17 protein-coding genes and 2 tRNA genes are annotated in these 15,993 nt (G+C 41.4%); 14 read left to right on the forward strand and 5 right to left on the reverse strand.

Features of this window, described 5'->3' with window-relative positions; all coding sequences use genetic code 11:
- Positions 1 to 42 precede the first annotated feature (42 nt).
- From HOP08_08960 to HOP08_08985, 6 genes are all read left to right on the forward strand, one after another.
- Positions 43 to 1,563: a glutamate--tRNA ligase gene (locus tag HOP08_08960; protein NOT75045.1), complete on the forward strand. Its 1,521-nt coding sequence runs from the start codon at positions 43 to 45 to the stop codon at positions 1,561 to 1,563.
- A gap of 2 nt (positions 1,564 to 1,565) precedes the next feature.
- Positions 1,566 to 1,796, forward strand: a complete 231-nt coding sequence (locus tag HOP08_08965; GenBank protein NOT75046.1) for a hypothetical protein — start codon at positions 1,566 to 1,568, stop codon at positions 1,794 to 1,796.
- A 94-nt stretch (positions 1,797 to 1,890) separates the two neighbouring features.
- Positions 1,891 to 2,661 (forward strand): TIGR00266 family protein, encoded by a 771-nt coding sequence (locus tag HOP08_08970; protein ID NOT75047.1) that lies wholly within the window; start codon positions 1,891 to 1,893, stop codon positions 2,659 to 2,661.
- Between the two features lie 75 nt (positions 2,662 to 2,736).
- On the forward strand, positions 2,737 to 3,948 hold the full coding sequence (locus tag HOP08_08975) for an alanine dehydrogenase (GenBank protein ID NOT75048.1): 1,212 nt from the start codon (positions 2,737 to 2,739) through the stop codon (positions 3,946 to 3,948).
- Between the two features lie 12 nt (positions 3,949 to 3,960).
- Positions 3,961 to 4,761: a DUF1080 domain-containing protein gene (locus HOP08_08980; GenBank protein ID NOT75049.1), complete on the forward strand. Its 801-nt coding sequence runs from the start codon at positions 3,961 to 3,963 to the stop codon at positions 4,759 to 4,761.
- Positions 4,762 to 4,774: 13 nt separating this feature from the next.
- The gene (locus tag HOP08_08985; protein ID NOT75050.1) at positions 4,775 to 5,080 is read left to right on the forward strand and encodes a DUF4286 family protein; all 306 of its coding nucleotides are present in this window, start codon (positions 4,775 to 4,777) and stop codon (positions 5,078 to 5,080) included.
- Here HOP08_08985 and HOP08_08990 read toward each other — a convergent pair.
- On the reverse strand, positions 5,077 to 5,871 hold the full coding sequence (locus HOP08_08990) for a LytTR family transcriptional regulator (GenBank protein NOT75051.1): 795 nt from the start codon (positions 5,869 to 5,871) through the stop codon (positions 5,077 to 5,079). The genes HOP08_08985 and HOP08_08990 overlap by 4 nt on opposite strands.
- 137 nt (positions 5,872 to 6,008) lie before the next feature.
- On the opposite strand from HOP08_08990, the gene HOP08_08995 reads away from it, so the two are divergent.
- Positions 6,009 to 7,112, forward strand: a complete 1,104-nt coding sequence (locus tag HOP08_08995; GenBank protein NOT75052.1) for an intradiol ring-cleavage dioxygenase — start codon at positions 6,009 to 6,011, stop codon at positions 7,110 to 7,112.
- Positions 7,109 to 7,954, forward strand: coding sequence for a hypothetical protein (locus HOP08_09000; protein NOT75053.1), 846 nt, complete (start codon positions 7,109 to 7,111; stop codon positions 7,952 to 7,954). Before HOP08_08995 ends, HOP08_09000 begins: the two co-directional genes overlap by 4 nt.
- Here the strand turns inward: HOP08_09000 and HOP08_09005 are convergent, their stop codons facing one another.
- From HOP08_09005 to HOP08_09020, 4 genes are all read right to left on the reverse strand, one after another.
- Entirely contained in the window at positions 7,955 to 8,428 is a 474-nt protein-coding gene (locus HOP08_09005) for a GNAT family N-acetyltransferase (protein NOT75054.1), read from the reverse strand. It lies immediately after the preceding gene.
- 2 nt (positions 8,429 to 8,430) lie between these two features.
- The gene (locus HOP08_09010; protein ID NOT75055.1) at positions 8,431 to 10,572 is read right to left on the reverse strand and encodes a S9 family peptidase; all 2,142 of its coding nucleotides are present in this window, start codon (positions 10,570 to 10,572) and stop codon (positions 8,431 to 8,433) included.
- Between the two features lie 163 nt (positions 10,573 to 10,735).
- Positions 10,736 to 11,506, reverse strand: a complete 771-nt coding sequence (locus HOP08_09015; GenBank protein NOT75056.1) for an acyl-CoA desaturase — start codon at positions 11,504 to 11,506, stop codon at positions 10,736 to 10,738.
- Positions 11,507 to 11,607: 101 nt separating this feature from the next.
- Complete coding sequence (locus tag HOP08_09020; protein ID NOT75057.1) at positions 11,608 to 12,219, reverse strand: sigma-70 family RNA polymerase sigma factor; 612 nt, start codon at positions 12,217 to 12,219, stop codon at positions 11,608 to 11,610.
- A 168-nt stretch (positions 12,220 to 12,387) separates the two neighbouring features.
- Between HOP08_09020 and HOP08_09025 the strand changes: the two genes are divergently transcribed.
- From HOP08_09025 to HOP08_09050, 6 genes are all read left to right on the forward strand, one after another.
- Positions 12,388 to 13,374, forward strand: a complete 987-nt coding sequence (locus HOP08_09025; GenBank protein NOT75058.1) for an acyl-CoA desaturase — start codon at positions 12,388 to 12,390, stop codon at positions 13,372 to 13,374.
- On the forward strand, positions 13,358 to 13,927 hold the full coding sequence (locus HOP08_09030) for a DUF1572 family protein (GenBank protein NOT75059.1): 570 nt from the start codon (positions 13,358 to 13,360) through the stop codon (positions 13,925 to 13,927). The genes HOP08_09025 and HOP08_09030 overlap by 17 nt, the downstream gene beginning before the upstream one ends.
- Before the next feature lie 56 nt (positions 13,928 to 13,983).
- Complete coding sequence (trxA, locus tag HOP08_09035) at positions 13,984 to 14,286, forward strand: thioredoxin (protein ID NOT75060.1); 303 nt, start codon at positions 13,984 to 13,986, stop codon at positions 14,284 to 14,286.
- 154 nt (positions 14,287 to 14,440) lie between these two features.
- Complete coding sequence (locus tag HOP08_09040; GenBank protein ID NOT75061.1) at positions 14,441 to 15,547, forward strand: DUF4476 domain-containing protein; 1,107 nt, start codon at positions 14,441 to 14,443, stop codon at positions 15,545 to 15,547.
- 187 nt (positions 15,548 to 15,734) lie between these two features.
- Positions 15,735 to 15,807, forward strand: a tRNA-Gly gene (locus tag HOP08_09045).
- A 90-nt stretch (positions 15,808 to 15,897) separates the two neighbouring features.
- Positions 15,898 to 15,983, forward strand: a tRNA-Leu gene (locus HOP08_09050).
- Positions 15,984 to 15,993: the final 10 nt, after the last annotated feature.

The raw sequence follows: 15,993 nt of genomic DNA on the forward strand, positions 1-15,993 counted from the left end.
TCGTTCAGGATTTAGTACATTTGAGCCCGTTTCAATTATAAAATGAGAGAAGTAAGAGTAAGGTTTGCCCCCAGTCCCACTGGCGCCCTTCATATTGGTGGAGTTCGCACGGCGTTGTATAATTACTTGCTAGCAAGAAAGCACAAAGGCACTATGATCCTTCGCATTGAAGACACGGATCAGGGTCGTTATGTGCCGGGGGCAGAAGAGTTTATTATTGAATCTCTTTCATGGGCAGGTATAAAAATTGATGAAGGTGTCAGCGTGGGAGGACCCCATGCTCCTTATCGTCAATCAGAACGCAAACCCATTTATAAACAATATGCACAGAAGTTGATCACTGATGGTAAAGCGTATTATGCCTTTGATACTGAAGATGAATTGGAAATCATGCGGAAGGCAACTCCGAATGCCCAGTATGATGGCACAACGCGCCTTCAGATGAAAAATTCTTTGACGCTTTCCACTAATGAGGTAGAGCAAAAACTATCGGCTGGTGAAAAGCACGTAATCCGGTTAAAGGTTCCGGCCAACGAAGAGGTACGGTTGAATGATCTTATTCGTGGAGAAGTCATCGTTAACTCTTCACAGGTTGATGATAAAGTATTAATGAAATCAGATGGGATGCCAACCTATCATTTGGCGAATGTCGTTGACGATTATCTGATGAAAATCTCTCACGTGATTCGTGGAGAAGAGTGGCTTCCTTCTGCTCCGCTCCACGTTTTATTGTATCGTTATCTGGGTTGGGAAAAAGATATGCCTGAGTTTGCACATCTACCATTATTATTAAAACCTGATGGCAATGGAAAGTTGAGCAAACGTGATGCAGATAAGATGGGCTTTCCAATCTTTCCCATCAACTGGACCGATCCAAAGACAAATGAATTTGCTCAAGGCTTTCGCGAAAAGGGATATCTTCCGGATGCACTCATCAACTTTCTTGCATTCCTTGGCTGGAATCCCGGAACAGAGCAAGAAATCTTTTCGATGGAGCAATTGATTGATACATTTACATTAGACCGTATCGGAAAAGCAGGAGCAAAGTTTGATATTCAAAAAGCAAACTGGTTCAACGAGCAATATCTCAGAAATAAACCCGAAGACCAGCTCATTCAGTTTTTATTTGATGCTCTGAAGAAAGAGAATATTCAATGCGACACCGTTAAAGCAAGGAAAATTATTGCTGTGATGAAAGATCGCGTTACTTTCCCCAATGACTTCTGGTTGCAGGGTAAATTTTTCTTTATTGCACCAACAACATTCGATGAGCAGGTTGTGGTAAAGAAGTGGAATGATGATGCCGTTAAAGTATTGAGTGCTTATCATGATGAAATTAGACAAGTGGATCAGCTCACTTCAGAGGGAGCTAAAGAACTTCTTGAGAAGGTAACCGCAAGCCTGAACATCAAAACCGGACAGATACTACAGGTGCTACGCACATCGTTAACCGGCACTTCATCAGGTCCTGATCTCATGATGACTATGGAGATTCTTGGCAGAGATGAAGTTGTTAAGAGAATTAGTTATGCACTAGAAACTGTAAAAGTTAAAATTTCCTGATCATGGCAAAGAAACCAACATCAACCAGAAAAAATCAAAAGATCAAGCCAAAGCCTCGTGTTCATAAAGAGTTGGATGGTCTTGAAGTTTCCATTGATACTTTCGGAGAAATTCGTTCAAGCATGAACATTGAAAAAATTAATGAATTCCTCAATAAAAATGTAGATGATAAAAAGCTTCTCGAAAGAGAAGAGGCTGAAGAGAGGAAGAAAAAAGGCAAAACAAAAAAGTAATAAAATCGCTCCGAAAGAGCGATTTTTTTTATTAGCAGATTTTCAAGCATAACACTCTCACGCCATTTTCGTTAGACGAAATAAACCCATGACAATGAAATCACACGAAATTGATTATCAGATAAAAGGCGAAAGCATTCAAATTGTAGAAATTGAACTCGATCCTTCAGAGACAGTAATCGCAGAAGCTGGTGCCATGCTGTTTATGGAGGATGGTATTCAGTTCGAGACAAAAATGGGTGATGGTTCCTCTACCAATCAGAGCATTTTTGATAAACTTATCTCGGCGGGAAGTCGTGTGCTAACGGGTGAGTCTTTATTCATGACGCATTTCACCAATCGCGGTAACAAAAAAGCAAAGGTTGGATTCTCTGCACCGTATCCAGGCACCGTCATTCCAATTGATCTTGCCACCAGCCGTAACAATGAATTGATCGTTCAAAAGGATGGGTTTCTATGTGCTGCCTTCGGAACCAAGCTTTCTATTTTCTTTAACCGAAAGATCGGTGCAGGTCTGGTTGGAGGTGAAGGATTCATTCTCGAAAAACTTCAGGGTGATGGAAAAGCATTCGTTCATGCAGGCGGTACGGTCATTGAAAGAACTCTCAACAATGAAACATTGCGCGTCGACACAGGATGTGTTGTTGCTTTTGAATCGCAAATTAATTTTGATGTTGAAACTTCAGGAAGTCTGAAGTCTATGATCTTCGGAGGTGAAGGAATTTTTCTGGCAACACTTCGCGGCACCGGAAAGGTCTGGTTACAATCTATGCCGATTCGCAAATTGGTTCAGGCACTCGCGCCATACGGATCAAATAGTCGCAAAGAATCAAGTTCTCTTCTGGGAGGATTGCTGGAGAGTTAAGTAACACCAAACATATTGGAGTGTAATATCCGATGCATTCGGATTAACGACTAACATTTTCACTAGATTAGCTCAATGAAACCCGTATCCATTGGTCTGATTCACGAAGGAAGAGTTCCAGCTGATAAAAGAGCGGCATTTAGTCCGCTTCAGGTTCAGGAGATCATGCAACGGTATCCGTCAGTAAAGATCGTTTGTCAGGAAAGCCCTACTCGCTGCTTTCATGATGATGAATTCCAAGCATTGAACATTCCTGTTGTAAAAGATGTACGTCAATGCGACATTCTTTTCGGCATTAAAGAGGTCCAGATTCCCGATCTGCTTGCAAATAAAACTTATCTCTTTTTCTCCCACACACTTAAGAAGCAACCCCACAACAAAAAATTGCTCCAGGAAATCCTGAAGAAAAGAATAAGACTGATTGATTATGAAACATTGCGCGACACGCAAGGGAATCGCCTTGTGGCTTTCGGTCGTTTCGCAGGAATCGTAGGGGCTTACAATGGCTTGTGGACATACGGCAAACGATTCAATCTTTTTTCTCTGCGACGTGCGTTTGAGTGCTATGATATAAATGATCTTAAGCTTGAGCTGAGAAATGTAAAGCTTCCTGCCATAAAAATCGTCCTTACCGGCGCAGGAAGAGTTGCAAAAGGTGCCATGGAAACATTGGACACTGCAGGCATCCGAAAGGTAAAGCCAGATGATTTTCTTCAACAGTCATTCTCGGAACCGGTTTATACACAACTCAGCAGCGCTGAATACCATAAAAGAAAAGAAGGTGGAACTTTTAATCGGGATGAATTTCATCATCATCCTGAAAAGTACACTTCTCATTTCAATGATTTCGTCAAGGTCAGTGATATACTTTTAGCAGGAGCTTTCTGGAATCCAAAGGCTCCTCATCTTTTCTCCAGGGAAGATATGCTTTCAAAAGATTTCAAGATCAAAGTTATTGCTGACATCACGTGCGATATTAATGGATCCATTCCCAGCACAAAACGCGCGAGTTCTATTATTGATCCCTTATACGATTATGATCCTGCTAGTGATGCTATAAAGCCTCCTCTCAGTAATGATGCATTTATCACCGTCATGGCAATTGATAATCTTCCTTGCGAATTACCCAGGAGCTCATCGGAAGAATTCGGAAGAGATCTCATTGACAGAATACTAAAACCTTTACTTGTAGAGGATGCCGAGAGGATCATTGCCAGAGCAGTAATTGCAGAGAATGGTGATCTCACTCCTCATTTTGAATATCTTAGGGATTACGTTCAATCATAAAGCCATCTACTCATGCGTTCGATTATTCTTATCCTGATCATACTTTTCTTGTCCAATTTTAAAGTTGACGACAAGAAGACATACCTATTCAATGGAAAAGATCTCAACGGATGGGATACTTATGTTGCCTCTGCTTCCAAAGAAATTCCATCACCGGGCATAAACAATGATCCTGATCATGTGTTTTCGGTCGTCACCATTGATGGTGCGCCTGCTTTGAGAATATCAGGAGAATCGTTTGCTGGAATTTCCACAAAAAACGAGTTTGAGAATTATCATCTAACAATTCAATTTAAATGGGGTCAAAATAAAATTCCATCTTTTAAGGATCGGAAGCGGGATAGCGGGCTACTGTATCATGCAGTTGGTCCTCATGGAGCGGATGCGCGTGCGTGGATGCGATCTCAGGAATTTCAAATTCAGGAAGGCGACACAGGAGATTATTGGGGTGTAGCTGGCGGAATTTTTGATGTGCCCGCCACCAAAAATGAAAAGAAGGAATTACGATATGATGCAAAAGGGATTATGACAATTTTTAGTGAAGGTAGTCCGACTGGCAGACGTTGCTGGAAAAATCCTGATGCCGAAAAACCTACCGGTGAATGGAATACATTGGATCTTTACTGCAGCGCAGATTCCAGTGTGCATGTTGTCAATGGCGTCGTGGTGATGAGATTATATCATTCAAGGCAGGTGGACAACGGAAAAGAAACACCGTTGACAAAAGGAAAGATTCAGTTTCAATCAGAAGGCTGTGAAATCTATTACCGTGGAATGATCCTGGAACCCATCAAAAAAATTCCCGCTCTTTAGCTATTTTTGAAACATGATTATCTATAATGTAACTACGGGTGTTGATAAGTCTGTTGAGCAGGAATGGCTTAAGTGGATGAAAGAATATCACATTCCTCATGTGATGGCAACGCGTCTTTTTTTAAGCTATAAGATCTATAAAGTGCTTTCGACAGAAAATGAGGAATCCGTTTCTTATGCTGTACAATATTCCGTGAAGTCATTAAATGAATTTGAAAAATATCTAGATGAATTCGCTCCATCTTTACGGGATGCTGTAACAAAAAAATTCGGTGAACGCGCTCCTTCATTCAGAACATTGCTGGAAGAAATTAATTAAAGCATAATTTTTTCAGCATTCTCACGGTAGCTCCTGCCCACTGGTACGGGCTGACTTCCCAGCATCACCTTACTGGAAGAAACGGATGATACTTTTTTTCTGGCAACCAGGTATGACTTGTGAATACGGACCAACATTCCGGATGGAAACATCTCCTCTACACTTTTTAAAGTTCCCTTCACAATCAGCTTATCTGCCGAAGTGTATAAAATTGCATAGTCTTTTAATCCCTGAACATAGGTAATAGCATCCCGGTCAATGCGCACTTTTTTTGTGCCGGATTTTATAAACATTTCAGAACTATCCTCTTCTTTGACGAGCATCGATTCTTTTTCTTTCAGCTGCCGAATCTCTTCTTCAAGCCCTTCTACCTGCTTCTTCTGTTCATACCATTCCAATGCTTTGTAGAAAACGATTGTCAGAATGAGATACCATACCGTTGTGAAAATAAGATAGGTGGATGCCGCTCCCAGTGTACGACTATCCTGATCTCCAAGCACCAAACCATAGAGATAAACATCATACAACTGCTGAAGGTATATGTAAACTGCGATTGAGGCACCCAATAAAACAGCATAGACAATAACTCTTCCTCTTTCAAGAAGTCTGGGCATCAACACATTCAGATTCAGATACGATAGCGCCATCAGAAGGCCTACCCGCACGACTGTACATTCAGCAAAATGCCCAAGACCGATCTTCTGAATCAGAAATCTTCTGTCATACAGAACAATCAGGGTAATCAGTACCCAAAACAAAACGATATAGAACTTGCGGAACGACCTCTTCATAGAAATAAAATTACTGCAATCCGGCCGTAAGCAAGTTCAGTTGCCTTTACGTTGGTCGAAAAACGGCTTCATTGGTCTATTTTAAGGGATCTTGACTTCACCTCCTTCAAAAAAGCCCGTATTGTTGAGTAAAAAATATGCGCGCGCCTTCAATTTTAATACTCTCTCTTATGCTCGTCAGCAAAACCACCTTCTCACAAATTGTCGGAGGTGGATGCGACGGTTGTGAATTAATGTTCGATGGAATTCCAAAAACAATCAACTCTGCCGACACTACATTGGCCTGGAAAAATTCCCATAAAAAACTGATAGTCTCTGGGATCATCTATCAACCAGATGGAAAAACTCCGGCACGGGACGTGATCCTTTATTATTATCACACTAATGCAAAGGGTGTATATGCTTCCGGAAAAAATCAAATTTTTGCAAAACGTCACGGCGAATTAAGGGGTTGGGTGAAGACAGGCACGAGTGGGGAGTATAAAATCTTTACCATCGAACCAGCACCTTATCCAAATGAAAAAAATCCTGCTCACATCCACATGACGGTCAAAGAATCTAAGCTGAATGAATACTACATAGACGATCTCTTTTTTGATGAAGATCCTTTATTGACAACAGCGTTAAGGAATAAAAATGAAAATCGTGGCGGAAGCGGCGTCATGATTATCGGGGAAAAGAATGGTGTGCATTACGCAGAACGTAACATTACACTCGGACTTCACATCCCTAATTATCCAGTTCAAAAGCAAACCGGTATTTCATCTGGTCTTTCCGTTGGAGAATCCTGTCCCGCATTTGATCCTTATCACGTTTCAGGAAAAGACAAAGGAACCAATCGCTGCCCTATGTGCAGTTATGGCTTTGGACAAGGTGTAATGATCTGGTGGAATTCCCCTGATTTAAAGCCTCTGATGAATCTTCTAAAGAATTTTGAACCCATTATTGAAAAGAGTGGATCAACCAAACTCCGCGTCTTTGCCATGTACACAAATCCTGATAAAAAATCCGAAGAGGAATTGAAATTAAAATTAAGTGCTCTTGCAAATGTGTATCAACTCAAAAACTGCGCGTTGACGTTTGTGCCTTCCGTTCAAGATCCGGAAACATCAAAGCTTTTCCTTATTAACCCTCAAGCATTAAACACCATTTTCATTTATCGCAAAAGGAAAGTCATTGACAAGTTTATCAATATAAAAACAGAAAATCCATCAGAAATTTTAACGCGACTGGAGTTATGAAAACAATCATTTTTATTATGCTAGCACTTCCATTGTCGGGTTTTACTCATCCTGGAATCGGAATTGTTGAAGATTCCAAAGGAAATATCTACTACACCGACTTGACACACATCTGGAAAATCGACGCCAGCGGAAAAAAGTCTATCGCTGTAAGAAGTGTACACAGTCATGAATTATTTATGGATGAAAAGGATAATCTCTATGGTGAGCACTTGTGGTATGATAGTGACAAACCACAACCATGGTTTCATTATGTCTGGAAGCTATCTCCGGATGGAAACATCAGTAAGATCATTCCAGAAACCAAAGGCTTTCTGGAGGATTACAGTTTTGTAAGGGATCATTTCGGAAGAATGTATTGGGCGGATCGGTCTAAAGAATGCCAGAAGGTAGCACGCAAGAATAGCGACAGTTCGATCACAACACTTGGAGACCAATGCTTTCACAACATCCGCTACATGACGTCAAATGATCATGGGGAAGTTTATGTTGTGGACTTTCAGGATCTGAAAAAGGTAGATAATTCCGGAAAGGTTAAAACCATTGCTTCAGGTATTGCCGATAAAAAATGGACCAAATCCACCACTAAAAATCAGAATTCGGTAATGGGAGTTTGGGATGATCGGGAAGGAAATATTTACACTGCGATCACCAATGCTAATGTTGTGAAGAAATTTACGAGTGTGGGCCGTGAAGAAATAATTTTCACTACCTCCTCTGAATGGATGCCAACAGGTGGGTTAATCGACTCTAAAGGTAATCTGTGGGTATTGGAGTGCACTCCTGGTAATGAGGTAAGAGTTGAAAGACAAACAAAGGCCGGAGTAAAAACTACTTTCTGACTATTTCAGTGCGTTAACTTTTTCCTCCAGTTGAGTTTTTTCCAGGTTGCAATTGGTCCATTCATCATCCAGCTTGGCGCCATATTTCTTATAAAAATTAATGGCAGGTTCATTCCATTCAAGAACCTGCCACATCATTCCGCTGCAATTTTCTTCCAATGCCTTCTTCATAGTGACATCGAAAAGCAATTTTCCATAACCTGCACCTCTCTCTTTCTCAGTAACAATAATATCCTCGAGGTACAGCCTCTTTCCTTTCCATGTAGAGTATCTCCAATAATAAAGTGACAATCCTACAATTCCCCTTTCATTCTCTGCAACAAAAAAACCGTAAATAGGATTAGGACCGAAACCATCCTTCTCCATTTGTACTACTGTATTAATCACCTCGTGAGGAGCTCGCTCATATTCGGCAAGCTCCTTTATAAGTTCAAGCACACGCGGCAAATCCTGAATCGTTCCTTCCCTGATCATCCTTACATAGATTTTTTAACGAATGGAGGAATCACACCCATGTTATACCAGGTGAAAGCAAACATATCTGCCTGTGTATCCAAAGCCTTTGAAAGATTGGATGATCCATGACCTGATTTTGTGTCAATGCGAATTAATGATGGTGTACTTGCAGAGTTTGCTTCCTGAAGCGCCGCAGCAAACTTGAAAGAATGCGATGGGACCACACGATCATCATGATCTGCCGTTGTGATCAGGGTAGCAGGATAAGCCGTTCCCGGAACAAGAGCGTTCACTGGAGAATACTTCTTGATGTACTCAAACATTTCCTTTGAATCGTCCGCTGTACCATAATCATACTTCCATCCTGCACCTGCCGTGAACTTATGATAGCGGAGCATGTCCATAACTCCGACTGCAGGCAATGCCACTTTCATAAGGTCTGGACGCTGAGTCATGGTAGCACCTACCAACAAACCTCCATTCGATCCACCCACTACAGCAAGATAATCGGATGAAGTATATTTTTCGCTGATGAGATACTCGCCTGCAGCGATGAAATCATCGAACACATTTTGTTTGTTCATCTGACGACCTGCATCATGCCATTTTTCACCATACTCACCACCTCCTCTTAAATTGGGCTGTGCAAAAATGCCTCCGTTCTCCAGCCATACAACACGTGAAGTGCTGAAACCTGGTGTAAGGCTTATGCCAAATCCCCCATAAGCATATAACCATGTTGGATTCTTGCCATTAAGTTCGATGCCTTTTTTATGAACAATGAACATCGGAATCTTCGTACCGTCCTTGCTGGTATAAAACACCTGTTTGGTTTCATAATCGGATGGAGTAAAATCCACTTTTGGTTGAGCGTACAATGATGACTTGCCAGACGCGATTTCAAATTTATAGATGGACGCCGGTGATGTGAATGAAGTATAGGTGTAATAGACCTGCTTATCATCCATTCTTCCGCCAAAACCATTCGCAGACCCAATTCCAGGAAGCTCAACTTCTCTTTCCTTTTTACCCTTGAAGTCATACTGCACAACATATGTGCTTGCATCTTTCAGATAATTGATAAACATTTTCTTGTTCGCTGTTGAAACACCCTGCATTGCATTGGTTGATTCCGGAACGATGTCCTTCCAGTTGTCAGGGGTTGGCTTGGAGAAATCGACCGATATAATTTTGCTGTTCGGTGCATTCAAATCTGTTTGAATGATTAACGTGCCTCCGTCATTATCAACAAAAGAGTGATTGTTATCAAAATTGCTTACGATCGGAACGAGTTTACCAGATGGATTGCTCAGATCCTGAACATATAATTCATTTCCTGTTGTGCTGGTAGAAGCACTTACAATAAGGAAACGTTCATCTTCTGTCAAGCCCGCACCAATGTATCGGCGAGGAGTTTTCTCACCGCCAAAAACCAGTTTGTCAGAAGACTGAGCTGTTCCAAGCTTGTGATAATACAATTTATGAAACTGTGTCTGAGCCGAAAGTTCAGAACCCTTTGGCTTATCATAGCTGCCATAATAGAATCCATCATTTCCTTTCCATGAAATACCTGTAAACTTCAGGTCACGCAAAGTATCTCCGATCATCGATTTGTCTGCAGCATTAAGAATGACCGCCTGACGCCAGTCGGATCCACCAAATTGAAGCAGACATGCTACCAAAGAGCCGTCTTTGGAGAAAGACATTCCGCTCAGTGCTGTTGTTCCATCCTTTGAGAAAGTGTTTGGATCGAGATAAACTTCCTCTGCTCCGTCTTCTCCCTTCTTTCTGTATTGAACATTATGATTTTGAAGTCCGCTGTTCTTTGAATAATAATAGTATTCACCTTCGCGATGAGGCGTTCCAAGTCTTTCGTAATTCTGAACTTCATCCAGTCTCTTACGAATGTCCTCACGGAAAGGAATGTTTTTCAGATAGGCAAATGTCACTTCGTTCTCAGCAGCTACCCAATCGGCAGTTTCTTTGGTTGTATCATTTTCCAACCAGCGATAAGGATCCGCAACAGCGGTCCCGAAAAGTGTATCAACAACATCACCTTTTTTTGTAATGGGATATTTTGAAACAGCAGCAGTCTCCTCCTTTTTTGGTGTGCACCCAAAGGCAAAGAGGACAATTCCAACGAAGATTAATAGTTTATTCATATTGGGGGATTTTAAAGAATGTCAAGTTAAGGATAGAAGTCGATAGTAAGAATATGAGAGTGAAGAATGGTTTACCCGAATGGTCAGAGGTGGCTACTGGTTTTCAGGCATGAAAAAACCCTGAAGGGTGACTTCAGGGTTTTCATTCTATAATTCAGAAAGCCTATGCTGCTTTCTTGATCTCTTCTATTTTCATTTCCTTCTGCTTGGCAATTTGAATAGCGCCAATGAAGTTAAGGAACTTGATCATTTGATACGTTGGATCAATCTCATGCCAGCGAATTCCGCCAAAGTTGGCACGACCACCATTCTTATGGTGATTGTTGTGATAGCTTTCGCCCATCATCAAAAAGTCAACGGGTAGAAAATTTCTAGAAGTATCTCCTACTTCGAAATTGCGATAACCATATTTATGTGCAAACCAGTTGATGATCGCTCCGTGAATAGGGCTCATCAAAAAGTGAATTGGCAACAACAACCACAGCCACCAAGCTGTAGCAAATTGCCAGTAAATAGCTACGTATGTTATTCCCCAGAAAAGACGTGACGGCCATGAGCGGGCGAACTTGTCGAAAGCAGGCCACTGCGGAACACCTTCTGTGAAACGTTTATCCGGAACCATTGTCTTGTTGGCAATGGAAGAATAGATCGTTCTGGTTTTCCACATCATATTCCAGATGGTTTCATCATACTTTGGTGAATGTGGATCATCTTCTGTATCCGCATATGCATGATGCATACGGTGCATAACACCATATCCATAAGGACTTAAATAGTTGGACCCTTGAAATATCCAGGTAAGGATGAAAGTCACCTTTTCCATGAAAGGACTCATGGTAAACGCTTTGTGAGCAGCATACCTGTGAAGAAAGAACGTCTGGAAAAATAATGACAGATACCAGTGCGCTGCAAAGAACCCGAGAATGATTAACATCTAAAGCCAGTTATAGGTTAGTTCCAGTCCATTGTGGACTGTCGGTGTAAGACAATACAGGGATTGATTTGTGACAGATTTGGGTAAAAATCTTTAAAAATTTATTCCGGCGAGGTAGAAATGTCCTTTTTGAGGTCCTGGACCAATTCTTCCGGATTCCCCAGTTCGCAGGCCTTGCGGAAACTTGCCATCAGTTTTGACGCATCCGGCAGTTCAAAGTGCATTTTTGAAGTCTCTTCGCTGAGTTTCTTTTTAGCACGACAGACCAGCTGGCGGCAATGATCCTTTTTCTTGTTGACCACCTCCTGAAGAGCTTCGTAGTCAAAATCAAACACTTCTTTCAAAAGATAAGCTGCTCTTTCCAATGGCTCCAGTTTGGCCTGCATGACTTTAAACGCCTTTGCAAGGTCTGCTTCGAGATCAAGATGAGCGAAATTATTCTCTTTAAAACGGTGAATGAATTCCGAAACATTAATGGAGTCGAGGTATTCCTCCTTCTTCTTTTTAAGCGAATTAATGTGATTCAGACAGTTGTTTTTAACTGCTGTAATCAGATATGCCTTGGTGTTTTGAATCTTCTCAGTATCGATGCTCAACCACTTCAAAAATGTCTCCTGAACGATATCTTCCGCATCGGCTTTTGAGCGCACCAGGTTATAGGCGATCGAAGTGAGCGTCGGTTGATAAAGGGCTATGGTTTGAGCCTGATTCATTCCCACAAAGATAGTGTAAAACCTTGATTTCTAAGTGTTAGTGAGGGAAACCCCTAACTTCTGTTCATATAGTGCCATACTGGGTTGAGGGGGCTGTTTTGAACAGAAACCCGTACTTTTATGTTTGAAATTGACTGTGGGGTCCTAATTTTTTGATTGAAAACTGATATGACAGACGCAACTAATACCGCTCCGGAAGCACGCAGCAAACCGATACTTTCCCAGGAGATTGCTTTCGGAATAGTTCATCTTCTTCCGTTAGGAGCATTGTTTACGGGTGCAACTTTCTTCGATTGGATGGTGTGCCTGTTCTTATATGTGTATCGCATGTTCTGGATCACTGGCGGATATCATCGTTACTTTGCTCACAAGTCTTACAAAACATCACGCTTCTTTCAGTTCATCATTGCTTTTATGGCGCAGACCTCTGCACAAAAGGGAGCATTGTGGTGGGCTGCACATCACCGTCATCATCATCGTCACAGTGATACGCCACAGGATCCTCACTCTATGAAAGTTTATGGATTCTGGTATTCACATGTGGGCTGGATTGTTGGACCTGATTTTAAGAAAACAGATTATAAGGTCATTGGCGATTACGCCAAGTATCCGGAACTGGTATGGTTGAATAAGCATTATCTGGTGGCTCCGGTTTCACTTGCTGTTTTAGTAACGGCGTTAGGCGGGATTGTTAACGGGGGCAGTATTCTGACAATGTTCACTTCTGCTGGCTTGTCTACTTTGTTCATTGGATTTTTTCTCAGTACAGTGGTCTTATATCATGCTACCTTCTCTATCAATTCCATCATGCACCATTTTGGAAAGCCACGATATAAAACTGGTGATGAATCAAAAAATAATTTGTGGCTCGCATTATTAACGTTGGGTGAAGGCTGGCACAACAATCACCATTATTATGAAGTAGCGTCACGTCAGGGATTTTTCTGGTGGGAAATTGATATCTCTTATTATATACTTCGTGCATTTGCTGCTGTTGGATTAATCTGGGATTTGAAAGAAGTACCGAAGCATATCTTAAAATCTACCGACAAACAGCATGCGCAGGAATTGAGAAAGCAAATGGAAAAAGACCGCCCTCCACTTCAACGAGGTGAAACACAAAAACCAGTACAAGAAGATGTCATCGATTATTGAAGATAATTTTCTTTCCAGTTCCATCAAGCTTTTTCGTTATTACAAAGGTCTTGGCGAAAAAGCAATGGATCAATTGAATGATGAACAGGTATTGACTCAACCTAACCCCGCCAGTAATAGCATTGCATTGATCGTTCATCATCTGAGCGGCAACATGCTTTCACGTTTTACAGATTTTCTTACAACAGATGGCGAAAAGCCGTGGCGCAACCGCGAAGCAGAGTTTGACGAAACTTATGCCAGTAAAAAAGAAATGATGGAGGCGTGGGATAAGGGCTGGAAGAGTTTATTTGATGCATTAGAAGGTTTAAAGCCTTCAGATCTCTCTTCCCTTATCTATATTCGTAACGAAGGGCAGACTGTATTGGAGGCTATTCAGCGACAGCTTGCACATTATCCATCTCATGTTGGGCAAATCATCTATCAGGCAAAGATTCTTAAGAGTGATGAATTCAAATCCTTAAGCATCCCGAAAGGAGGTTCTTCTGACTTTAATAAAGATAAATTCAGCCAGGAAAAAACCCGCAGGCATTTCACAGATTCAACAAAATAGCCACTATCTGAAGGCACAGTTGTTGTAATCATGATAGTATATAAAATCTTATTTGCATGGCACACGGCTCATTTCAGGAACTGATCTCTGGTAAAACTCCAACGCTCGTTGATTTTTCGGCAGAGTGGTGCGGACCTTGCAAAATGATGGCGCCAATTCTGGAAGATCTTAAATCAAAGACTGGTGATAAGGCAAGGATCATTAAAATTGATGTCGATAAAAATCCTAAGCTTGCGTCAGCGTATCAGGTACAAGGCGTTCCGACATTAGCACTTTTTAAAGAAGGGAAATTGGTATGGCGACAATCCGGAGTTGTGCAATCGGAGTATCTAAAAAGGATCATTGACCAACATTCATAGGTCATCTTAATAAGCAAAAATCAATTCGGGGAAGGGGAAAATGCGGCTTTTTAAAAGTGGCATAGAATTGGCAATCAGGGTTTCCTATATTATATTTATTTACCTAAGTTAAATGAATCCCCTCTATTAACTCATTAACCCCTAATCCCATTTTATGAAAAGATTGATTTTGGTTTTATGTATGCTGATCATAGGTCAGCATGCATTTTCAAAGGACCGCCTTTGCTGCGGTGAACTATTCCCGATGGGCTCTGTACTTACATCCCCTAATGGTAAATTTTTCCTTGTATTTCAGGATGACAGAAATCTTGTTCTGTATAAAAGAGATGGAGGAGCCGACAAACCTTTGTGGGCTACTGCTACCAATGGAAAAGTAAATAAGTGTGTTATGCAGGCGGATGGAAATCTTGTATTGTATAGCGGTCCCGTTGCTGTCTGGTCTTCCAATACCTATGGCAATCCTAATGCAATGTTAGTGGTTCAGGATGATGGCAATATGGTAATCTACGCAGGTACTAAAGCCATATGGGCAACCAATACCGCTGAAGCTCCTGCTGATCGTATCTGCTGTGGTCAGGAATTTCCGATGGGAAGTGTCTTGAATTCTGCCAATGGAAAATATTTTCTTGTGTTTCAAGATGATAGAAATCTTGTGCTTTATAAAAGAACAGGTGGCGCGGATGTTGCGCTGTGGGCAACAGCAACGAATGGTAAAGTAAATAAATGTGTTATGCAGGCTGATGGAAATCTTGTTCTGTATAACACAAACTCTGCTGTATGGTCTTCGAATACGTATGGCAATCCGAATGCAGTACTTGTGGTTCAGAATGATGGTAATATGGTGATCTATGTTGGTAACAGATCTATTTGGGCAACCAACACTGCACAGCAAGAGATTGTGGAGCCAGTGCAAGAATTTGTTCAGCCTGTTAGAGTTGAACCCGAACCAATTGCACAAACAGTAGCGTCCTCTTGCGAAGTACCGGAGACACAATACAATGCAATGGTGAGTGCAATTGATGCACAGGCATTCAGAGATTCAAAGATGTCCATTGCAAAGCAGGCTATAAAAAACAAATGCTTGTCATTGGATCAGGTAAGAAGTCTTTCAAAATTGTTTTCCTTTGAAGATCAGACGCTGGAGTTCATTAAGTATGCGTATGATTTTACGAATGACAAATCAGAATATTATACCCTAGCTGATATTTTCAGTTTCAAATCGAACGTTACGAAGTTCAACGAATTTTTGAATACGAAATAGAGCCGCCGATATGGCGAATGCAAAGAAAGTGGTGATTCCCAGTCAGGATTTGCAGATTTAGGAATCACGCTTAACTTTGCATTCCGTTTTAAGGGAAATTTCAGCTTTTTAGGAAAGTTTGGCCACTTTCAGAGAACAAAAAGCCTTAAAACGGACTCCAATCCACCAAAAGCTTTGGTGGATACAAGCGGGAGTAGCTCAGTTGGTAGAGCACGACCTTGCCAAGGTCGGGGTCGCGAGTTCGAGTCTCGTTTCCCGCTCAGAGTTGGTTGATCGTTATGATTGATCGCAAAAAGTGTGGGGCATTCACCCACACTTTTTTCTTTTACTGCGATCAAACAACAGACTTTGCCCGGGTGGTGAAATTGGTAGACACGCAGGACTTAAAATCCTGTGGACAGAAATGTCTGTGCGGGTTCAAGTCCCGCCCCGGGTACTCTTTTTTA

Source organism: Cyclobacteriaceae bacterium (genome assembly GCA_013141055.1).
GTDB lineage: Bacteria > Bacteroidota > Bacteroidia > Cytophagales > Cyclobacteriaceae > ELB16-189.

What these genes read in the sequence shown, in the direction of transcription:
- HOP08_08960 (NOT75045.1), top strand. Translation starts at nt 43, where the DNA reads ATGAGAGAAGTAAGAGTAAGGTTTGCCCCCAGTCCCACTGGCGCCCTT.
- HOP08_08965 (NOT75046.1), top strand. Translation starts at nt 1,566, where the DNA reads ATGGCAAAGAAACCAACATCAACCAGAAAAAATCAAAAGATCAAGCCA.
- HOP08_08970 (NOT75047.1), top strand. Translation starts at nt 1,891, where the DNA reads ATGAAATCACACGAAATTGATTATCAGATAAAAGGCGAAAGCATTCAA.
- HOP08_08975 (NOT75048.1), top strand. Translation starts at nt 2,737, where the DNA reads ATGAAACCCGTATCCATTGGTCTGATTCACGAAGGAAGAGTTCCAGCT.
- HOP08_08980 (NOT75049.1), top strand. Translation starts at nt 3,961, where the DNA reads ATGCGTTCGATTATTCTTATCCTGATCATACTTTTCTTGTCCAATTTT.
- HOP08_08985 (NOT75050.1), top strand. Translation starts at nt 4,775, where the DNA reads ATGATTATCTATAATGTAACTACGGGTGTTGATAAGTCTGTTGAGCAG.
- HOP08_08990 (NOT75051.1), bottom strand. Translation starts at nt 5,871, where the DNA reads ATGAAGAGGTCGTTCCGCAAGTTCTATATCGTTTTGTTTTGGGTACTG.
- HOP08_08995 (NOT75052.1), top strand. Translation starts at nt 6,009, where the DNA reads ATGCGCGCGCCTTCAATTTTAATACTCTCTCTTATGCTCGTCAGCAAA.
- HOP08_09000 (NOT75053.1), top strand. Translation starts at nt 7,109, where the DNA reads ATGAAAACAATCATTTTTATTATGCTAGCACTTCCATTGTCGGGTTTT.
- HOP08_09005 (NOT75054.1), bottom strand. Translation starts at nt 8,428, where the DNA reads ATGATCAGGGAAGGAACGATTCAGGATTTGCCGCGTGTGCTTGAACTT.
- HOP08_09010 (NOT75055.1), bottom strand. Translation starts at nt 10,572, where the DNA reads ATGAATAAACTATTAATCTTCGTTGGAATTGTCCTCTTTGCCTTTGGG.
- HOP08_09015 (NOT75056.1), bottom strand. Translation starts at nt 11,506, where the DNA reads ATGTTAATCATTCTCGGGTTCTTTGCAGCGCACTGGTATCTGTCATTA.
- HOP08_09020 (NOT75057.1), bottom strand. Translation starts at nt 12,219, where the DNA reads ATGAATCAGGCTCAAACCATAGCCCTTTATCAACCGACGCTCACTTCG.
- HOP08_09025 (NOT75058.1), top strand. Translation starts at nt 12,388, where the DNA reads ATGACAGACGCAACTAATACCGCTCCGGAAGCACGCAGCAAACCGATA.
- HOP08_09030 (NOT75059.1), top strand. Translation starts at nt 13,358, where the DNA reads ATGTCATCGATTATTGAAGATAATTTTCTTTCCAGTTCCATCAAGCTT.
- trxA (NOT75060.1), top strand. Translation starts at nt 13,984, where the DNA reads ATGGCACACGGCTCATTTCAGGAACTGATCTCTGGTAAAACTCCAACG.
- HOP08_09040 (NOT75061.1), top strand. Translation starts at nt 14,441, where the DNA reads ATGAAAAGATTGATTTTGGTTTTATGTATGCTGATCATAGGTCAGCAT.